The sequence below is a fragment of the Streptomyces sp. NPDC048278 genome (assembly GCF_040652195.1).
Lineage (GTDB): Bacteria > Actinomycetota > Actinomycetes > Streptomycetales > Streptomycetaceae > Streptomyces.
In genome coordinates, this window is record NZ_JBEZLP010000029.1 from 53,926 (window position 1) to 72,358 (window position 18,433).

General features: G+C 72.1%; 16 protein-coding genes. 11 read left to right on the plus strand and 5 right to left on the minus strand.

What is annotated here, in order from left to right; translation table 11 throughout:
- Nucleotides 1-99: 99 nt before the first annotated feature.
- A complete protein-coding gene (locus AB0D74_RS36995; protein ID WP_362596677.1) occupies nucleotides 100-789 on the minus strand; it encodes a spermidine synthase in 690 nt (229 codons plus the stop codon).
- Nucleotides 790-1,043: 254 nt separating this feature from the next.
- Here AB0D74_RS36995 and AB0D74_RS37000 point away from each other — a divergent pair, with 254 nt between their 5' ends.
- Nucleotides 1,044-1,865 carry a rhomboid-like protein gene (locus AB0D74_RS37000; protein WP_362596679.1) on the plus strand — a complete coding sequence of 274 codons (822 nt, stop codon included), beginning with the start codon at nucleotides 1,044-1,046 and terminating at the stop codon, nucleotides 1,863-1,865.
- Nucleotides 1,866-1,871: 6 nt separating this feature from the next.
- Here the strand turns inward: AB0D74_RS37000 and AB0D74_RS37005 are convergent, their stop codons facing one another.
- Nucleotides 1,872-3,371, minus strand: coding sequence for a sulfatase (locus AB0D74_RS37005; RefSeq protein WP_362596681.1), 1,500 nt, complete (start codon nucleotides 3,369-3,371; stop codon nucleotides 1,872-1,874).
- Nucleotides 3,372-3,840: 469 nt separating this feature from the next.
- Between AB0D74_RS37005 and lon the strand changes: the two genes are divergently transcribed.
- Nucleotides 3,841-6,261, plus strand: a complete 2,421-nt coding sequence (gene lon / locus AB0D74_RS37010; RefSeq protein ID WP_362596683.1) for an endopeptidase La — start codon at nucleotides 3,841-3,843, stop codon at nucleotides 6,259-6,261.
- Between the two features lie 138 nt (nucleotides 6,262-6,399).
- On the opposite strand, the gene AB0D74_RS37015 is transcribed toward lon, so the two are convergent.
- The gene (locus tag AB0D74_RS37015) at nucleotides 6,400-7,215 is read right to left on the minus strand and encodes a lysozyme (RefSeq protein ID WP_362596685.1); all 816 of its coding nucleotides are present in this window, start codon (nucleotides 7,213-7,215) and stop codon (nucleotides 6,400-6,402) included.
- Between the two features lie 276 nt (nucleotides 7,216-7,491).
- Here AB0D74_RS37015 and AB0D74_RS37020 point away from each other — a divergent pair, with 276 nt between their 5' ends.
- A complete protein-coding gene (locus tag AB0D74_RS37020) occupies nucleotides 7,492-7,983 on the plus strand; it encodes a MarR family transcriptional regulator (RefSeq protein WP_362596687.1) in 492 nt (163 codons plus the stop codon).
- 90 nt (nucleotides 7,984-8,073) lie between these two features.
- Here the strand turns inward: AB0D74_RS37020 and AB0D74_RS37025 are convergent, their stop codons facing one another.
- The gene (locus AB0D74_RS37025; RefSeq protein WP_362596689.1) at nucleotides 8,074-8,862 is read right to left on the minus strand and encodes a hypothetical protein; all 789 of its coding nucleotides are present in this window, start codon (nucleotides 8,860-8,862) and stop codon (nucleotides 8,074-8,076) included.
- Between the two features lie 384 nt (nucleotides 8,863-9,246).
- Between AB0D74_RS37025 and AB0D74_RS37030 the strand changes: the two genes are divergently transcribed.
- From AB0D74_RS37030 to AB0D74_RS37065, 8 genes are all read left to right on the plus strand, one after another.
- The gene (locus AB0D74_RS37030; protein WP_362596691.1) at nucleotides 9,247-12,243 is read left to right on the plus strand and encodes a nitrate- and nitrite sensing domain-containing protein; all 2,997 of its coding nucleotides are present in this window, start codon (nucleotides 9,247-9,249) and stop codon (nucleotides 12,241-12,243) included.
- Nucleotides 12,240-12,743: a roadblock/LC7 domain-containing protein gene (locus AB0D74_RS37035; protein ID WP_362596693.1), complete on the plus strand. Its 504-nt coding sequence runs from the start codon at nucleotides 12,240-12,242 to the stop codon at nucleotides 12,741-12,743. The genes AB0D74_RS37030 and AB0D74_RS37035 overlap by 4 nt, the downstream gene beginning before the upstream one ends.
- Complete coding sequence (locus tag AB0D74_RS37040; RefSeq protein ID WP_351502609.1) at nucleotides 12,740-13,162, plus strand: DUF742 domain-containing protein; 423 nt, start codon at nucleotides 12,740-12,742, stop codon at nucleotides 13,160-13,162. Before AB0D74_RS37035 ends, AB0D74_RS37040 begins: the two co-directional genes overlap by 4 nt.
- A complete protein-coding gene (locus AB0D74_RS37045) occupies nucleotides 13,143-13,787 on the plus strand; it encodes an ATP/GTP-binding protein (RefSeq protein ID WP_362596696.1) in 645 nt (214 codons plus the stop codon). Before AB0D74_RS37040 ends, AB0D74_RS37045 begins: the two co-directional genes overlap by 20 nt.
- Nucleotides 13,788-13,817: 30 nt before the next feature.
- Complete coding sequence (locus AB0D74_RS37050) at nucleotides 13,818-15,074, plus strand: styrene monooxygenase/indole monooxygenase family protein (protein ID WP_362596698.1); 1,257 nt, start codon at nucleotides 13,818-13,820, stop codon at nucleotides 15,072-15,074.
- 111 nt (nucleotides 15,075-15,185) lie between these two features.
- On the plus strand, nucleotides 15,186-15,839 hold the full coding sequence (locus tag AB0D74_RS37055) for a helix-turn-helix domain-containing protein (protein ID WP_362596700.1): 654 nt from the start codon (nucleotides 15,186-15,188) through the stop codon (nucleotides 15,837-15,839).
- Nucleotides 15,832-16,149 (plus strand): hypothetical protein, encoded by a 318-nt coding sequence (locus AB0D74_RS37060; protein WP_362596702.1) that lies wholly within the window; start codon nucleotides 15,832-15,834, stop codon nucleotides 16,147-16,149. The genes AB0D74_RS37055 and AB0D74_RS37060 overlap by 8 nt, the downstream gene beginning before the upstream one ends.
- A gap of 114 nt (nucleotides 16,150-16,263) precedes the next feature.
- The gene (locus AB0D74_RS37065; protein ID WP_362596704.1) at nucleotides 16,264-17,406 is read left to right on the plus strand and encodes an NlpC/P60 family protein; all 1,143 of its coding nucleotides are present in this window, start codon (nucleotides 16,264-16,266) and stop codon (nucleotides 17,404-17,406) included.
- Between the two features lie 31 nt (nucleotides 17,407-17,437).
- On the opposite strand, the gene AB0D74_RS37070 is transcribed toward AB0D74_RS37065, so the two are convergent.
- On the minus strand, nucleotides 17,438-18,376 hold the full coding sequence (locus tag AB0D74_RS37070; RefSeq protein ID WP_362596706.1) for a diiron oxygenase: 939 nt from the start codon (nucleotides 18,374-18,376) through the stop codon (nucleotides 17,438-17,440).
- Nucleotides 18,377-18,433: the final 57 nt, after the last annotated feature.

Here is an 18,433-nt window from a genome sequence, read left to right on the forward strand (position 1 = left end):
GTGTGCTTTCCGGAACCAGTGGGGTGATCCCATGACTGCGATTGACGCTTGAATGATCCGCGTCAGGGATGCACATTACGGGGACAGGAGGCGCACTCGCTATCCAGGGCGGACGGCAAGGTGAACGACGTCCGGAACGCCCCGGGCAACCGGGATCTCTTCGGTACGCACCCGTTGGAAACCGGCATTCCACAAGGTTCCCTCGAATTCCGCAGAGGGCTGTGCCGACCATACGGCAAGTACCCCGCCGGGCCTCAACACCCTTGCGCAGCTTGCGAGTCCGGCCGCCGAGTAGAGGCCCTCGTTGGCCTTGTCGACGGTCCAGCCGGGGCCGTTGTCGATGTCCAGGCACAGGGCGTCGAACGTGTCCGATGTCTCATTGACGTAAGTGACGAGGTCGCTCTGGACGATCGCCGTGCGCGGGTCGGCGAACGCGCGGGCGGAGAGCGCGGCGAGCGGACCGTCCCGGTGCCAGTCGACGACCGCCGACTCCCGCTCCACGACCGTGATCCGGCCCCAGCGGGCGTCCTGTGCGGCATGGGCGAGCGAGAAGCCGACCCCCAACCCGCCGATCAGCACCGCCGGGTCGCTCCGTCCGTCCAGTGCCCGGTACGCGGCGTCCACCAGCAACCGTTCCGAGCGTCCGTCGGAGGTGTCCATCAGGAAGCAGCCGTTGGCGATGATCTGGAGGAGCGCGCCGTGTCTGCGCAGCACCACCTCGCCGTACGGCCCGTCGCGCCGGTCCAGGACCACAGGGCGGCTGTCGGGTGCGGCGGCGGAGGTCGTCATGGCGGCCATCCTGCCCCAACAGGGCTTTGCGGCCACCCGAATTACGGGTGTCGGGCAGCCGCACGGGTGTCACCCGTTCGAGGGGCCGCCCGGCGCTTCGCGCCCGCGGGCGACGGGAAGCGGCTCGTATGGTTCCTCCTGACCCCTCTTGGTTCTTCAGAAAATCCTTTGAATCGTCCCCTGGGTGGCCTCGGTCATAGACAGCGGCTCCCCGGACGGCGAAGGGTGGGGTGAAACGGAAGGAGCGCCTCACCGTGGAACGGACCGCGAGGGCCGCATCGACACCCACGCCCGAGCCCCTTCCGGCCGGGGACGTCGCCGCCCTCCTCGACGGCGTACCCCGCCAGCGCGGCCCGGTCGCGGCACCCGCCCCGGACGCCTCGCGCACCGCCCTCCAACTGCGCCTGCCGCGTCCGCTGCCCCGGCCCGTGCTGCCCTGGCGGCTCCTCCCCACCCCCACCGGCACCCCGGTCACCTTCGCCTACACGGCGATCCTGGCCCTCACCTCGCTCTTCGCGAGCTGGGCCGGCCCCGGCCTCCGGTACGCGCTCTACCAGGACTCCAGCACCGACGTCGCCCACCTGCTGCGCACCCCGGTCTTCGTCCTGCTGGCAAGCGCGCTGTGGATCGCGGGCGGGCTGCTGTCGCCGTACGCGCTGGCCTTCGTGCTCGTCCTGACCGCGCTGGAGCGGCGGATAGGCGGTGCCCGCGCGATCCTCGTCTTCCTGACGGGCCACGTCCTGGCCACCCTCGCGACCGAGGTCCCGGTCGGCCTCGCCGTCCTGGCCGGCCACCTTCCCGACACCTCGCTGCACCGCCTCGACTACGGCATCAGCTTCGGTGTGGCCGCCAGCATCGGCGCGCTCTCCGGCCTCCTCGCCCCCTGGCTGCGCTGGCCGCTGCTCGCCCTGGTCGGCTACAGCCTCGTCACCGACCTCATCGCCTTCCAGGACCCGATGACCAACTGGGGCCACCTGATCTCGCTGGGCATCGGCACCGGGCTCTGGCCGCTGGTACGACGCTGGCGGCGGGAGCGCCTCCAGGCCCTGCCCGCCGCCGTCCCGGCCGCTCCCTGAGCGCTCTCAGCCGAGCCGCGCCGCCGCCAGCTCCTTCGCCGACTCCGGTATCCCGAGCGCCGCTTCCTGCGCGGCCGTGGCGCCGTGCAGGCGGTTGGTGAGCTGGTACGGGTCGGCGGCCAGGTCGTAGAACTCGCGGAAGAGGACCGCGCCGTCGCCCTGGGTGGGCCGGCCCTGCCCGTCGAGGCGGATGCGGTAGTACTCGGTGTACTGCGTGGACCTGCCGATGTGGGTGGCCCAGGTGTGGATCGGCTCCTGGTCCTGCCGGTTCCACCACCACTCGGCGAGGAGGCGGTCGCGGTCGTTGCGGGTGTCGAGGAGCGAGTGGCCGTCGTGCGGGGTGTCCGGGGTGATGCCGGCCGCGTCCAGGAGGGTCGGGGCGATGTCGACGTGGCCGGTGAGCCGGTCGTCGACGGTGCCCCCGCCCAGCCCCCGCGCGGGCCAGGACAGCCAGAACGGCACCTCCAGGCTCGGCCGGTACGGCACCGACTTGCGCAGCCAGCCGTGGTCCGCCCAGCACAGCCCGTGGTCGCTGGTGAACAGCACGAGGGTGTTCTCCAGCTGCCCCAGCGCGCGCAGCTCGTCCCGGAGGTCCCGCATCGCGTCGTCCACCGACAGCAGGGTGCGCAACTGGCGCCCGCGCAGCGCCTTGCCCTGGTCGTACGTGTGCTTCGCGGTCCGCAGGAACGGCGGCTTGTCGCTCTTGTCGCCCTCGTACACGGAGGGCCGGCCGGGCCACTCCGGCACGCGCGCGTGCGCGTACCTGCGCTCCGGGATGTTGAGTTCGTGCGCGCTGCGGGTGGCGACGTACGCGAACCAGGGCCGGGTGTCGGTCCGCGACCGGTCGATGAAGGCGAGGGCGCGGTCCCTGATGACGTGGGTGTTGTAGCCGGGGATGTTCCGGACCGTGCCGTTGTCGTTGTAGTGGCCGTCGTAGTACGCCACCGGTTCCTGGAGGAGCCACTCGTCGAAGTGCGGCGGGTTGTCGCCGGTGTGCCAGTAGTTGAGGTACTTGCCGAAGAGCCCCGTGCGGTAGCCGGCCTCGTGCAGTCGGCGCTGCACGGTGGTGTGCTGGTCGAGGTGGTACGGGTGGCGGGTGTCGAGGACGCCGTGGTGGTGCGCGTACCGCCCCGACATGATCGAGGCCCGGGACGGCGCGCACAGCGGGGTGTTGGCATGCGCCCGCGCGAAGGTGACGCCCTGCCCGCCCAGCCAGTCGGCGGTACGGCGGACCGCCCAGTCCGTCTCCTTGGGCTGGTCGTCGGTGAGGACGAGGAGGATGTTCGGGCGCGGGTCGCTGCGGGGGAGGGGGGAGGCCGACGACGCCGGGCGGCTTGCCACGGGGGCCGCGGGGGCGGTGCGGGCCGGGGTGGGAGCGCCGTCCTCGCCGTCGCCGCCGACGGCGCGCAGGGCCGACGGGACGGCGGCGGCTGCCGCGACGACGGCTGCCCCGGCCAGCACGGCGCGCCGTGCCGGCCGCTTGACCGCCGACTGCTTCTCACCCATGTGTCGCCCCCCGGGCCCCGTCGCGCGCCGCCAATTGCTGTGCCTACGCTGGCAGTTTCAGGTCGTTTCCTGTGAGTCGTGTTGCGGTCGTGTGGCGACGGCCGCTCACTTTTCCCGCCGCAACGGCGCTCGGGTCCCGGTCCGGGCCCCACGGCGTTGTCCGGCCGTGGCGGAGCTGCGGGTGCCACTCGGCGTAACGGTTGCGGTCGGTTGCCGGGTGCGGCGTTGTTGTGGCTGGTCGCGCAGTTCCCCGCGCCCCTTTGGGGCGCGTTCGCGGTGGTCGCTCGCAGGGCGGTCCGGCCGACCGTAGAGGGAATGAGGCCGCGCCGAGCGACTGTTTCTACCGGCGTGAGACCGTGTTCGGCCAGGTCGGCAGGCGATCGCTCAGAGCGAACACATGCATGGGAACATATCTGGGCTCGCAAACATTGAGTCGGTGTAACTCAAGTTGACTGCCGAAGGGGAGATCATGGCTTCGACGTCCGCATCACTCACCCTCCCTGTGCTGCCGCTCGACGGCGAGGTCGTGCTGCCCGGGATGGTGGTCCCGCTGGACCTCAAGGACCCTGATGTACGCGCCGCCGTCGAGGCCGCGCAGGCCGCCGCCCGCAACGAGCCCGGCAAGCCCAGGGTGCTGCTGGTGCCACGGGTCGACGGGACCTACCCGGGCACCGGTGTGCTCGGCACCGTGGAGCAGGTCGGCCGGCTGGCCGACGGCGACCCGGGTGCGCTGATCCGCGGTCGCTACCGGGTGCGCATCGGCGCCGGTACGACCGGCCCGGGTGCCGCCCTGTGGGTGGAGGGCACCCGTATCGACGAGAACGTCCCGGACCCGGTGCCCGGTCATGTCACCGAACTGGTCAAGGAGTACAAGGCCCTCGCCACCGCCTGGCTGCGCAAGCGCGCCGCCTGGCAGGTCGTGGACCGGGTGCAGGCCATCGACGACGTCTCCCAGCTCGCCGACAACTCCGGTTACTCGCCCTTCCTGACCACCGAGCAGAAGATCGAGCTGCTGGAGACGGTCGACGCGGTCGCCCGGCTCAAGCTGGCCACCCAGCAGCTCCGCGACCACCTCGCCGAGCAGGACGTGGCGGAGACCATCGCCAAGGACGTCCAGGAGGGCGTCGACAAGCAGCAGCGCGAGTTCCTGCTCCGCCGTCAGCTGGAGGCGGTCCGCAAGGAGCTGCGCGAGCTGAACGGCGACTCCGCCAAGGACGGCGAGGAGTCCGACGACTACCGCGCCCGCGTGGAGGCCGCCGACCTGCCGGAGAAGGTCCGCGAGGCCGCCCTCAAGGAGGTCGACAAGCTGGAGCGGTCCAGCGACCAGTCGCCCGAGGGATCCTGGATCCGCACCTGGCTGGACACCGTCCTCGAACTGCCGTGGAACGAGCGGACCGAGGACCAGTACGACATCCAGGGCGCCAAGGCGGTCCTGGACGCCGAGCACGCCGGCCTGGAGGACGTGAAGGAGCGGATCACCGAGTACCTGGCGGTGCGCAAGCGCCGTAGCGACCGGGGGCTGGGTGTGATCGGCGGGCGCCGTGGCGGTGCCGTGCTGGCGCTCGTCGGGCCGCCCGGTGTCGGCAAGACCAGCCTGGGGGAGTCCGTAGCCCACGCGATGGGGCGGAAGTTCGTCCGGGTCGCCCTCGGCGGCGTCCGCGACGAGGCGGAGATCCGCGGCCACCGCCGTACGTACGTCGGTGCGCTGCCCGGCCGGATCGTGCGGGCGATCAAGGAGGCCGGTTCGATGAACCCGGTCGTCCTGCTCGACGAGATCGACAAGGTGGGCTCCGACTTCCGCGGCGACCCGGCCGCGGCGCTGCTCGAAGTCCTGGACCCGGCGCAGAACCACACCTTCCGCGACCACTACCTGGAGGTCGAGCTCGACCTGAGCGACGTGGTGTTCCTCGCGACGGCCAACGTGCTCGAAGCCATCCCGGAGGCCCTGCTCGACCGCATGGAGCTGGTCCGCCTGGACGGCTACACCGAGGACGAAAAGGTCGTCATCGCCCGTGACCACCTGCTCCCGCGCCAGCTGGAGCGGGCCGGCATCGACAAGGACGAGGTGGTCCTCGACGAGAGCGCGCTGCGCAAGCTCGCCGGCGAGTACACCCGGGAGGCGGGCGTGCGCACCCTGGAGCGGTCGATCGCCCGGCTGCTCCGCAAGGTCGCGGCCCAGCACGAACTCGGGCAGCGCGAGCTGCCGTTCACGATCAGGGACGAGGACCTGCGCGCCCTGATCGGCCGGCCGCACCACGTGCCCGAGTCCGCGCAGGACCCGGCCGAGCGCCGCACGGCGGTCCCGGGCGTGGCGACGGGCCTCGCGGTCACCGGTGCCGGTGGTGACGTCCTCTTCGTCGAGGCGTCCCTCGCCGACCCGGAGACGGGCGCGGCGGGTCTGACCCTCACCGGTCAGCTGGGCGACGTGATGAAGGAGAGCGCGCAGATCGCCCTGTCCTTCCTCCGCTCGCACGGCGCCGAACTGGAACTGCCGGTCGGCGACCTGAAGGACCGGGGCGTGCACATCCACTTCCCGGCGGGCGCGGTGCCGAAGGACGGCCCGAGCGCCGGCGTCACGATGACGACGGCCCTCGCGTCGCTGCTCTCCGGGCGGCTGGTCCGCACGGACGTGGCGATGACCGGCGAGGTCTCGCTGACCGGCCGGGTGCTGCCCATCGGCGGCGTCAAGCAGAAGCTGCTCGCCGCCCAGCGCGCCGGGGTGAAGACCGTCATCATCCCCAAGCGCAACGAGGCCGACCTGGACGACGTCCCGGCCGAGGTGCTGGACAAGCTCGACGTCCACGCCGTGACCGACGTCCGCCAGGTCCTGGAGCTGGCGCTCGCGCCCGCCGCGAGCGGTGCGGCGCCGGAGGTTCCGGTAGCGGCGTGACGGACGCTGCCGGATGCGCAGGGCCCGGGTCCCCGAGAGGGGTCCCGGGCCTTCGCCCTGAGCGCCGTCATGCGTCCACAGCGCCGTCGTGGCTGGTCGCGCAGTTCCCCGCGCCCCTACGGGGCGCCGTAGAGCCGCCTACCCGTTGGCCAGTGCCACCACCCGGTCGACGGCCCCGTTGAACTTGTCGTGGTCCCCGACCGTCGGCCCCGTCGAGGTGTACTGCCACATGGTGTGCGCCGACCAGCCGGCCGGGAGCGTGCCCACCTCCGAGGCGTACCGGGCGATCCACAGCGGGTTGGCGGAGCCGAAACCGCTGTAGTTGCCGGTGCAGTCGGTCCACCAGCTGGTCGCCGTGTAGATGACGGCGGCGCGGCCGGTGCGGGCCTTGTACCGGTTCAGGAAGTCGGTGATCCAGGTGACCATCCCGCTCTTGGACTTGCCGTAGCAGGACGCGCCGTACGGGTTCCACTCGATGTCGAGGACGCCGGGAAGGGTCCGGCCGTCCTTGGACCAGCCGCCGCCGTGGTCGACGAAGTAGTCGGCCTGGGCGGCGCCGCCCGCGGTGTCCGGGGTCGCGAAGTGGTAGGCGCCGCGGATCATGCCGACGTCGTAGGAGCCGTTGTACTGCTGGGCGAAGGAGGGGTTCGTGTAGTACGTGCCTTCCGACGCCTTGGAGTACGCCCATCTGACCCCGCTGCCCAGCAGGGTCGACCAGGAGACGTCGCCCTGGTAGCTGGCGACGTCGACGCCCTCGGCCTGGGTGGCGAGGTCGGTCTTGGGTGTGCCGCTGCGGCCGTCGTGGGCCAGGACGCCCATGCCCATGTAGGCCGAGCCGCGGGCCGGGACGGCAGGACGGGACGTGTCGGCGTGGGCGGGGGCCGGGGCGAGTGCCGCGAGGAACAGCACCAGCAGGCCGGTCAGGAGGGTGGGGGCGGGTCTGTGCACGGGCATGACGTGCCTCCGTGGGGTGAGGTGAGGTCCCAGATATGCCAGAGGCGGTCGGTCCGAGCGGCGCGACACGACGCAGTGTCACACGGCACGACGCCCCTTCATGGCGTGGGCATGCCAGTGATGGGCTCGGTCCGGACGCTACGCACGGGCCGGATCCCGGGGAAGGGGGTCCGGAGGCTGCCGTTGGTCTACGCCTGCGGAATACTTGGCGAGCTGCGGCGATGACGGGGTTTGACGGAAACTTTCAGGACTGCGAAACCGATCAGGGGTGCTGACGTGCACGAGGACGAAAAGGGCGACGAGCGGCCCGCCGCCACCGGGTTGACGCCGAGCGGCGCGGACCAGGAGTTCCTGGCCCTGGAACGCGAGTTGACGGTACTGCTGCGCCGCGCCCGGGCCAGCCAGGGCGAGATGGCCCGGGAGGTCCACCCCGACCTGGAGTCCGCCGCCTACGGACTGCTCGTACGGCTCGACGAGTGCGGCGGCCAGCGCGCCACCGAACTGGCCGCCTACGTCGGCGTCGGCAAGGCCACCATGTCCCGCCAGCTGCGCGCCCTGGAGGAGCTCGGCCTGATCGCCCGCGAGCCCGACCCGGCCGACGGGCGGGCCTGGCTGGTCGCCCTCACCGACGAGGGCCGGCGCCGCGTCGGCACGGTCCGCGAGGCCCGCCGGGGCCGCTACGTCCGCCAGCTCGCCCACTGGGACCGCACCGAGGTCGCGGAACTGGCCCGGCTGCTGAACCAGTTGAACGGCGTCATGGAGAAGTAGCCGCCGCCGGGCCCCGCCGGGCTGTCGCCGGGCCCCGCCGGGCTGTCACCGGACGGCCCCCGGACCGCCCCCGAGCCGCTGCCGGGGGCGTCACAGCTCGGCGTACACCACCGTCGCGTCGTCGTGCGTCTTGCCGCGCCGCAGGAAGACCCGCTCCTCCCGGTCGGCCGCCTCCAGCTCCCGTACCCGGCCCACCAGTGCCCGCGCGCCCTCCTTGCGCACCACGTCCAGGAGGGCCGCCCAGTCGCCCTCGCGGAACTTCTCCGTCCAGCGGGTCGCGCCGTCCGTGAGGGCGGCCAGCGCGTGCACCTCGGCGCGCGGCACGGACCCGGTGACCGCGCGGGCCGCCACCGAGGGGTCGGCGGCGGCGGTGAAGAAGCCGCCCTCCTTGTTGCGGACCGTGGCGTCGGCGATCGCGTCCGAGGCCAGTGAGGCGCGCGGCACCCGGTCGAGCCGGTCGTCCAGGACCGGGGTGACCGTGCCGTCGGGCGCCCTCAGGAGCAGCGCCGAGTCGGACAGGACCAGGAACTCCACGGTCTCCGCGGACCAGCGGCTCAGCACGACCGTCGCCTGCGGGGTACGCGGGTGAGAAAGGTCACAGGTGTCACCATGGGCGACGGCTGTGCGAGCGATCGCCTGTTCGAGGATCTCCCGCAGTGTCAGATCTCCTCGCGAAACGGTCAGTTCGGTCAGCGCACCGCCCAGCCGCGCGGTGAACCAGTGGACGGAATGCAGACACCCGGTCCCGTCCGGGGGCGGGGTGACCCCGTCCAGGACGATCACACAACCCCCCTGCCCCGAGGCGGGAAGTCCGACACCGGCGAAGTCCTCGTTGGGGCGGTCGGGGGCGCCGGGCTCCGAAACGACTTCAGTACGCATTCGGCCAGTCTGCACGACCCCTCCACAGGCTTCACCAAAGGCTGGCAACGGACCGGGAATTGATACGGCCTTGCAGGTCAGCCGCCTGTTTTGGGCTGGAATGGTGCACTCCGGGAAGGTGCGGTGGCGAATCCTGTCAAAGCCTGCCGTCCGCGTCCAACCGGCCAGCCGGAAAAGGCACCCGCACGGACCGCCGGAACTTGCCCGCCAACTCCCCTCCGATGTTCACTCCTTCGGGTGGCGGGTCGGGTGATGAGAGACCACCACCCACCGGCGCTGGGAGGGTCGGGGACCGTACAAGACGGGTGCACGCACCACTTGGCACCGATATGCCGGGGATCATGACGGGGTGCCACCCAACCCCTTGGGTACACGAGTTCAGGAATGCGAGCACCGGTGCAGAAGACGCGGCCTCGGCGCACAGGCAAGAAGACGGCCTCCGAAACGGGCGCCGCGGCCCCCGTCGGCACCGGCCGCACCAAGCACGTCCGTACCCGGCTGATCGTGGCCGTGGCCGTGGTCGCCGCGGCGATCGCGGGCGCCGGAGCGCCCGCCCTGCTCACCGCCTCCGGGCAGCTGAGCGACTCCCAGGACCTGGTGACCCTGTCCGGCCGTACCGAGGACGCGCTGGCCCTCGCCAACTCGCTCGCCGACGAGCGCGACGAGGTCACCTCCTACATCGCCGCCGGCCGCCCCAAGTCCAAGGCGCCCGCCGAGGACCGCAGCGCCCGCGTCGACCGCCAGGTCGAGGACCTGCGCGCGGACACCGACGCCCCCGGCTGGCTGCGCACCGACCTCGACGGCATCGCCGCCGTCCGCCGCTCCGCCCTCACCGGCAAGAGCACGGCCCTCGAAGCGCACCAGGCGTACTCGGCGACCATCACCGAACTGCACCGGCTTGCCGAGCAGCTGGCCGAGCAGATGCCCCCCAGGGCCGGTTCCGGTGCCTACGCGCTCGCCGAACTGGACTCCGCCGTCCAGCAGTCCGCGGCGGCCAGGGGCCTCCTGCTGGCCGCCCTGAACATCCCCAGCACCACCCAGACCACGATCAACCCGCTCACCGGTCTGCCCGTCACCAGCACCACCACCTCCGCCGCGGACCGGAAGCAGCGCGACGCGCTCACCGCCGCCGCCCAGCAGGCCCGGCTGCGCGCCGACGCGGCCCTCGCCGACTTCCGCGACACCGCGCCCAAGGCGGCCGTCGACTCGTACGACTCCACGGTCACCGGCGGCGACGTCAACGACGCCGACAAGTACCTGGCCGCCCTCACCGACCAGCCGACCTTCTCCGACGACGACCTCGCCACCGGCACCAAGAAGCTGGACGCCGCGCTGACCGGCCGGGTCGAGCTGATGCGGGGCGTGGAGTCCGCCCTCTACGACCGCCGCACCAAGGACCTCGCGGCCCTCCGCGACGACGACGTCACCGCGCTGGAGATCCGGGTCGCGGTGGTCGGCGCCCTGATGCTGGTCGCGGTCGGCATCGCCACGGCCATGGCCCGCACCCTCACCCGCCCGCTCTCCGTCCTCCGCCGGGGCTCGGCCCGCCTCGCCGGGGCCGAGGACCCGCGCGCCGAGGAAGCGATCGCCTTCACCGGCCGCAACGACGAGTTCGCCCAGGTCGTCCGCTCCGTCAACGCCCTGCACGCACACGCCGCCGAGCTCTACGAGCGCATCGCCACCCTGGAGACCGACCGCAAGCACCTGGTCGGCCAGCGCCAGAAGATGGCCGACGCCCGCGAGGAGCTGCGCGCCGAGGTCACCGACGCGGCCGGCCAGCTGGACCGGCTGCGCACCAGCATCGGCGGCACGTTCGTCAACCTCGCGCTGCGCACGCTCGGCCTGGTGGAGCGTCAGCTCGCCGTGATCGAGACCCTGGAGGAGCGCGAGCAGGACCCCGACCGCCTGTCGACCCTCTTCAAGCTCGACCACTTCGCCACGGTCATGCGCCGCCACAGCGAGAACCTCCTGGTCCTCGCCGGTACCGAACACGTCCAGCAGCACGCGGGCCCGATCCCGCTGGTGGACGTCGTCCGGGCGGCCGTCAGCGAGATCGAGCGCTACGAGCGGGTCCGTATCGCGGCCCTGCCCCCGCACGCGCACGTGGCCGGGTTCGCGGCCGACGACCTGTCCCACCTGCTCGCCGAACTCATGGAGAACGCCACCGCGTCCTCCCCGCCCGACATCCCCGTCGAGATCTCCGGCTGGCTGCTGGAGAGCGGCGAGGTCATGCTCTCCGTCCAGGACGAGGGCATCGGCATGACCGCCGACCGCATGGTCCGCCTCAACGGCCGCCTTGCCGAGTTCGACCCCGAGTCGCCCTACGACCAGGAGGGCGAGGACGGTCTCGGTCTCGGCCTCTACGTGGTGGCCCGCCTCGCCCACCGGCACGGCGTCCGCGTCCAGCTCCGCGAGCAGAAGCAGGGCGGCGTGGCGGCCGTCGTGGTCCTGCCCCAGCCGCTGCTGGCCCAGGCCCCGCGGACCTCGGTCCCCGCACCCGCGACGACCGCGGCCGGCGCCCACGCCTTCTCCCTCCCCGGCGCGGACGCGGAGGTCAACTCCAACGTCCTGTACGGCCGCTCGACGTCCGGCGACCCGCTGGTGACGCTGGCGGAGAAGGCGGTACGGGAGGCCGACGGGCACGGCGCGGCCGTGGAGGGGGCCGACGGGGAAGCCGCAGCGGTACGGCGGGCCGACGAGGAAGCGGTACACGGGCAGGCGGCCCCGCCGAAGCCGGCGGACCCCGAGCCGACGGCCCGCCCGAAGGCTCCGGCGGAGACGTTCGCCGAGACGACGATGGCCCTGCTGGTCCCGCTCGTGGACCCCGAGCCGGCCGAGCAGAGCGGGCCGCGGACGCAGACCGGTGCCGCCGAGGAGCGGGCCCACCCCGCCGACGCCGAGATCCGGCCGCGACGTCGGCGGGTCGAGGACGACGACTGGCCCGGGGCGCGGTCCGCGGACGCCGAGAACCACGTGCGTCCGCAGCCCGCGACCGACGACGGCGGGTACACCCCACCGGGGCCGTCCGCACCCGAAGAGCACTCCCGGCCGCTGACCCCACCCGCGGAAGCCGACGCCGACGCGGGTACCGAAGACGACGACGAGGACGAGGTCACCAGCAAGGGCCTCCCCAAGCGCACCCCCAGGATCACCGCCCCCGCCCCACCGCCCCGCCAGCGCGGCACCGGCGTCGACGCGGACGCCCTCCGCCGCCGGCTCGGCGGCTTCCGCCAGGGGGCCGACGCCGGACGCCGTGACGTGGCGGCGGAGATCGCCGAGCAGACCGGCCAGAACCAGGTGCCGAGCACCGTACGAGCCGCACCTGGAACAGCCGTATCCGAAGAAGCCACGGGGGGCACAGTCGAGGAGGCAAGCAGTTGACCGCGCCCAGTACCTTCGGACTGAGCAGTGAGGCCCGCAATCTGCACTGGCTGCTGAGCAACCTCATCGAGGAGGTGCCCGGGATCCAGTCGGTCGCCGTGGTCTCCTCCGACGGACTGCTCCTGCTCTCCTCGGACCCCGTCCGGAACGAGGAGGCCCGCGAGACCAGGAACGAGAAACGGACCGGCCCCCGCGGCTCCGCCGCCGACCTCGCCACCATCGTCTCCGGCATCGGCAGCCTCACCGTCGGCGCCGCCCGGCTGATGGACTTCGGCCCGGTCAAGCACACGATGGTCGCGATGGACGAGGGCAGCCTCTTCGTGATGTCGATCAGCGACGGCTCGCTGCTGGGCGTGCACGGCAGCGCGGACTGCGACATGAGCGTGGTGGCCTATCACATGGCACTGTTCGTCGGCCGCGCCGGCCACGTCCTCACCCCCGAACTCCGCACCGAGCTACGCAAGTCCCTAGAGGCCGACGCGACGAGGAGCGGCCGATGAGCAGCGCGCCGAAGAACCGCAGGCAGAACCTCCCGGTACGCGGCGGCGACCGCAAGCCCGCCCGCGTCCGCCCCTACTCGCTCACCGGTGGCCGTACCCGCTTCGGCCACGTCCTCCTCGTGGAGACGTTCGTCGCGGCACTCGAAGCCCCCGAGGAGCGCAAGGAACTGACGAATGGTTCCCTCAGCACCCGGGTGATGCCGGAGATGCAGGCCATCGTCGAACTGTGCCGCCGCATGCGCACGGTGGCCGAGATCGCCGCGCTGCTGAAGATGCCGCTCGGTGTGGTCCGGGTCCTGCTCAGCGACCTCGCGGACCAGGGAAAGATCCGTGTGTACGGAACCGGTACCGGACACGGCGTCGGCCGTCCGGACCGCGCTCTGCTGGAAAGGGTGCTGAGTGGACTTCGCCGTCTCTGACGCCACCGGCGTCAACCCGCTCCTCGCTGCCGACGAGGAGCGGGAGCATCTGCGGTCCTGGCAGACGGACCGCACCCGGGCCCCGATCGCGACGAAGATCGTCGTGGCCGGCGGTTTCGGTGTCGGCAAGACCACGCTGGTCACCGCCGTCTCGGAGATCACGCCCCTGCAGACCGAGGCGCTGATGACCGAGGCGAGCGAGGAGACCGACGACCTCACCGCCACGCCCGGCAAGCTGACCACCACCGTGGCCATGGACTTCGGCCGCATCACGCTCGACGACGACCTGGTGCTCTACCTGTTCGGCACGCCGGGCCAGCAGCGGTTCTGGTTCATGTGGGACGACCTGGTGCGCGGTGCGATCGGCGCCGTCGTCCTCGCGGACACCCGGCGCCTGAAGGACTGCTTCCCGGCCCTGGACTACTTCGAGAGCTGCGGGCTGCCCTACGTCGTCGCGGTCAACCACTTCGACGGCAGTGAGCGTTTCGAGCCCGAGGACGTGCGGGAGGCATTGACGATCCCTCCGCGCGTCCCTGTAATGATCATGGACGCCCGCCGTCGGATCTCGGCCATCGAGACGCTGCTGTCCCTGGTCGCCCACGCGCTGGACGAAACCCCCGAGTAGTTCTTCTGAACCCTTAGGAGCCACCACCGCATGCGGAAGATACTCGTCGTGGGGGCCGGCCAGGCCGGTCTCCAGCTCGCCCTCGGCCTCCAGTCCCACGGCTACGAGGTCACCCTGATGTCGAACCGGACCGCGGACGAGATCCGCTCCGGCCGGGTCATGTCGACGCAGTGCATGTTCGACACCGCACTGCAGCACGAGCGCGATCTCCAGCTGAACTTCTGGGAGTCCCAGGCCCCGAAGATCGAAGGACTCGGCGTCTCGGTCGCCGCCCCCGGCTCCTGGGGCGAGGGCCCGGCGGTCCGTGCCATCGACTGGGTGGGCAGGCTCGACGGGTACGCGCAGTCGGTCGACCAGCGGGTGAAGATGGCCGGCTGGATGGAGACGTTCGCGCAGCGTGGCGGCCAGCTGGTCATCCACGGCGCGGCGGTCGGCGACCTCGACTACTTCGCCCGCACCTACGACCTGGTGCTGGTCTCGGCCGGCAAGGGCGAGCTCGTCCAGATGTTCGGCCGCGACGCCGACCGCTCCCCCTACACCGAGCCGCAGCGGGCGCTGGCCGTCTCCTACGTGCACGGTCTCGGCCCCCGCCCCGAGCACCCGGACTACTACGCGGTCCGCTGCAACCTGGTCCCCGGCGTCGGCGAGCTCTTCGTCATGCCGACGCTGACGACCTCCGGCCCCGCCGACATCCTCTTCTGGGAGGGCATACCCGGCGGCCCGCTGGACGTCTTCAACGGCGTCAAGGACCCCTCGGAGCACCTCTCCCTGACCCTGGAACTCATGGAGCGGTACACGCCCTGGGAGCACGCGCGGGCCGCCAAGGTCGAACTGACCGACGCCGGCGGCACCCTCGCCGGCCGCTACGCCCCCACCGTCCGCAACCCGGTCGGCCGCCTCCCCGGCGGCGGCCTGGTCCTCGGGGTCGCGGACGTCGTCGTCGCCAACGACCCGATCACGGGCCAGGGCTCCAACTCCGCGTCCAAGTGCGCGGCCTCCTACCTCGCCTCGATCCTCGAACAGGGTGAGAAGGAGTTCGACGAGACCTGGATGCAGGAGACGTTCGACCGCTACTGGAACACGGCCCAGCACGTCACCAAGTGGACGAACGCCATGCTGGCACCGCCGCCGGAGCACATCCTCAACCTCATCGGCGCGGCCGGCCAGCTCCCCCCGGTCGCCGACCGCTTCGCCAACGGCTTCAACGACCCCGCCGACTTCGAGAACTTCTTCTACGAGCCCGAGAAGACCGAGGCGTACCTGGCGTCGGTGACAGGCGCCGCCTGATTCAGGCCGGTAAAGAAAGGGGCGCTGCGGTGCGCCCCTTCAGGGGCGCGGGGAACTGCGCGACCAGCCACGACGGCGCCGCGCCCTTGCCGGACGGCATACGCTGATCGCATGACCCCGCAGGCCGCCACCCCCGCCTACCGTCGGCTGTCCGTCGAGGAGCGGCGCAGCCAGCTCCTCGACGCGGCCCTCTCCCTCTTCGCGCACCGCGCGCCCGAGGAGGTGTCGCTCGACGACGTGGCGGAGGCGGCCGGGGTCTCGCGTCCCCTGGTGTACCGCTACTTCCCCGGCGGCAAGCAGCAGCTCTACGAGGCCGCGCTCAGGTCCGCCGCCGAGGAACTCGAACACTGCTTCGACGAGCCCCGTGAGGGCCCCCTCCTGCCCCGGCTGGGCCGTGCCCTCGACCGCTACCTCGCCTTCGTCGACCAGCACGACGCCGGCTTCAGCGCCCTGCTCCAGGGCGGCAGCGTGGTGGAGACCTCGCGGACGACGGCGATCGTGGACGGCGTGCGACGGGCCGCCGCGCAGCACATTCTCAGCCACCTGGAGGTCACCGACCCCGGTCCCCGGCTGCGGATGACCGTCCGGATGTGGATCACCGCCGTCGAGGCGGCCTCCCTGATCTGGCTCGACGAGGACAAGCAGCCGCCGGTGGAGGAGTTGCGGGACTGGCTGGTGGACCAGTTCGTCGCCGTGCTCAGCGTGACCGCGCGCCGCGACCCGCAGACCGCGGCCCTCGTCGACGCCCTCGCGGTGGATGGCTGAGACTGGTGCCGTGAAGAGTCAGGACACCCCCTTCGAGGGCGGCCCCATGGACGGGCGGGTGCTGCCCGTGCTGCTCGGCATGACCGGCCACCCCCCGAAGACGTACCGCATCCCGGTCCCGGACCCGGCCGGCGGCCCGCCCACCGTCTTGGTCTACCGTCGCGTGTCCCGTGGGCAGAGCAGGCGCCTGGGCCTGTCCCAGGGCTGGAAGTACGAGTACGACCCGACGGGCAGGGGAGCCGCCGGCGGGCCGAAGTGGCCGTGGTCGAAGCGGGACCCGGGCCGGGGGCCGGACGACACCGACGGGTGACCGGGCTCCGCCGAACGGCGCACATGTGCCGCGCGGACCACGCATACACGTCTGATAATCACGTGATCATCGTGATACGGAACGGAGAGGCCGTCCCGCATCGGAGGTGATGACGTGTCAGGAAGGTTCCTGCGGCTGGCCTGTACGGCCGCGGTGGCGGCGGCCCAGGCCGTCCTCACGCCCCTGCCCGCGCTCGCCGCGCCCGACCCCGCGCAACCGGTCGCCCAGCTGCTGACCGACCTTCAGCAGGCCTACCGGCAGACCGAACAGGCCACCGAAACCTACAACGCGACGGCGGAACGATTGCAGCGGCAGCGCGCCGAGGTGACCCGCCTGGACGACGAGCTGGCCCTGGCCCGGCGCTCCCTGCACACCAGCAGGACCGAGGCGGGCCGGCTGGCCCGGCAGCAGTACCAGAACGCCGGCGGGCTCTCGCCGTACCTGCGGCTGCTGCTCGCCCGTGACCCGCAGCACGCCCTCGACGAGGGCCATGTCATCGGCGAGCTGGCGCGCGAGCGGGCGAGGACGGTGGGCCGCCTGGCGGACGACGAGCGGAACCAGGCGGGCCTCGCCCGCCGGGCCCGCACGGCGCTCGACAGCCAACTCGCCCTGGCCGAGCAGCAGAAGAAACAGCGCGACGAGGTCCGCACCCGGCTCTCCGACGTGGAACGCATGCTGGTCTCCCTCACCCCCGACCAGCTCGCCGCGCTCGCCGACCTGGAGAAGTCGAACACGGCGGACGCCCAGCGCAAGCTCACCACGTCCGGCGCCCTGGGCACCGTCACACCACCCCCCTCCCCGGCCGGCGACCGCGCGGTGCGCTACGCCGTACGGCAGCTGGGCAAGCCGTACCAGTGGGGCGCGGCCGGCCCGGTGTCGTACGACTGCTCGGGCCTGACCTCCCAGGCCTGGGACCACGCCGGCACCCCCATCCCGCGCACCAGCCAGGAGCAGTGGGCCACCCTGCCGCACGTCCCCCTGAACCACCTGCGCCCCGGCGACCTGGTCGTCTACTTCCCCGAGGCCACCCACGTGGCCCTCTACCTGGGCGACGGCAAGGTCGTCCAGGCCCCCCGCCCCGGCGCGAAGATCAAGGTCTCCCCGATCGCCGCCAACCCGATCCTGGGCGCAGTCCGCCCGGACCCGACAGCCGCCTCCCTGGCCCGCTACACACCCCCGGCCATCCCGAAGACGGCGGCGGAGGGCCCGGACGAAGCCTTCGGCACCGCGCAGCCGACAGCCCCGACACCGACCTAGGAGAGGTGCGGGGCCGACCGGCACTGTGAACTCAAGCCAGCAGCCCCGAGCTCTTCCACAACCGCCGCCCGGCCCCCCGGAGCACCCCGATGTCGTCCAGGAAGTCGGTCAACCGCTTCGCGCCCGTCTGCATGACCTCCCGCCGGTGGCCGCTCGCCCGCACCTGGGCGACCGCCTCCCGCCGGTCAAGACCCACGTTCGTGTAGACCTCCGGATTCACGAAGGCCACCGAGAACACCCGCGCGAACTCACCGGAGGTGACCCGCGTGAACTCCTGCGACCACCGCGGCGCCGTCACCATCTGCCGGCGCAGCTCCTCGCGGGCGTACCGCACGTGCCGCGCCTCCTCGACCACGTGGATCCGGGTGACCCCGCGGACGAGCGGCTGGACCCGCTCGTCCGGGAAGGTCAGCCGCTGCATCCAGTCGAGCACCTCCTCGCCGAGCAGGGTGGCCGTGAAGGACCCGGGCGTCGTGGAGATCGTCTTGAAGAGGCGGCCCAGGTTCTGGTGGGCCCGGCTCACCGGGTACCAGGGCGCGTCACCGCGCTCTATCAGCCGCGCGAACATCTTCGAGTGCCGGCACTCGTCCTCGATCTCGGTCAGCGCGTACCGCACGTGCGCGGTCGTCGCCGCCTTGTCGTAGATGTGCCGGACCAGCAGCTGCATCAGGATCAGCTCGAACCAGATGCCCAGCGAGGCCAGCGCGGCGGCCTCGTGCTGGGAGAGCAGGATCCGCTGCTCCTCGCTCATCCGCTGCCACATCGGCGTGCCGTACAGCGACACCAGCTCCGGCGGCCAGAACCACTTGCCCTCCTCGAAGGGCGCGTCCCAGTCCAGCTCCCTGTCCGGGTCGAAGGAGTGCTTCGCGGAGGAGGCCAGCAGCCGTTCGGCCACCTGCTCGCGGTCCTTGAGCAGGCCGAGCGCGTCCCGCAGTCCGTCGACCGCGTCGGCTTCCGTCAGGGTCGTCATGGCTCCCTCACCTCGTTACCCGGGGGTACGTCGTCGACTCTTATGAGACCGCCTGTC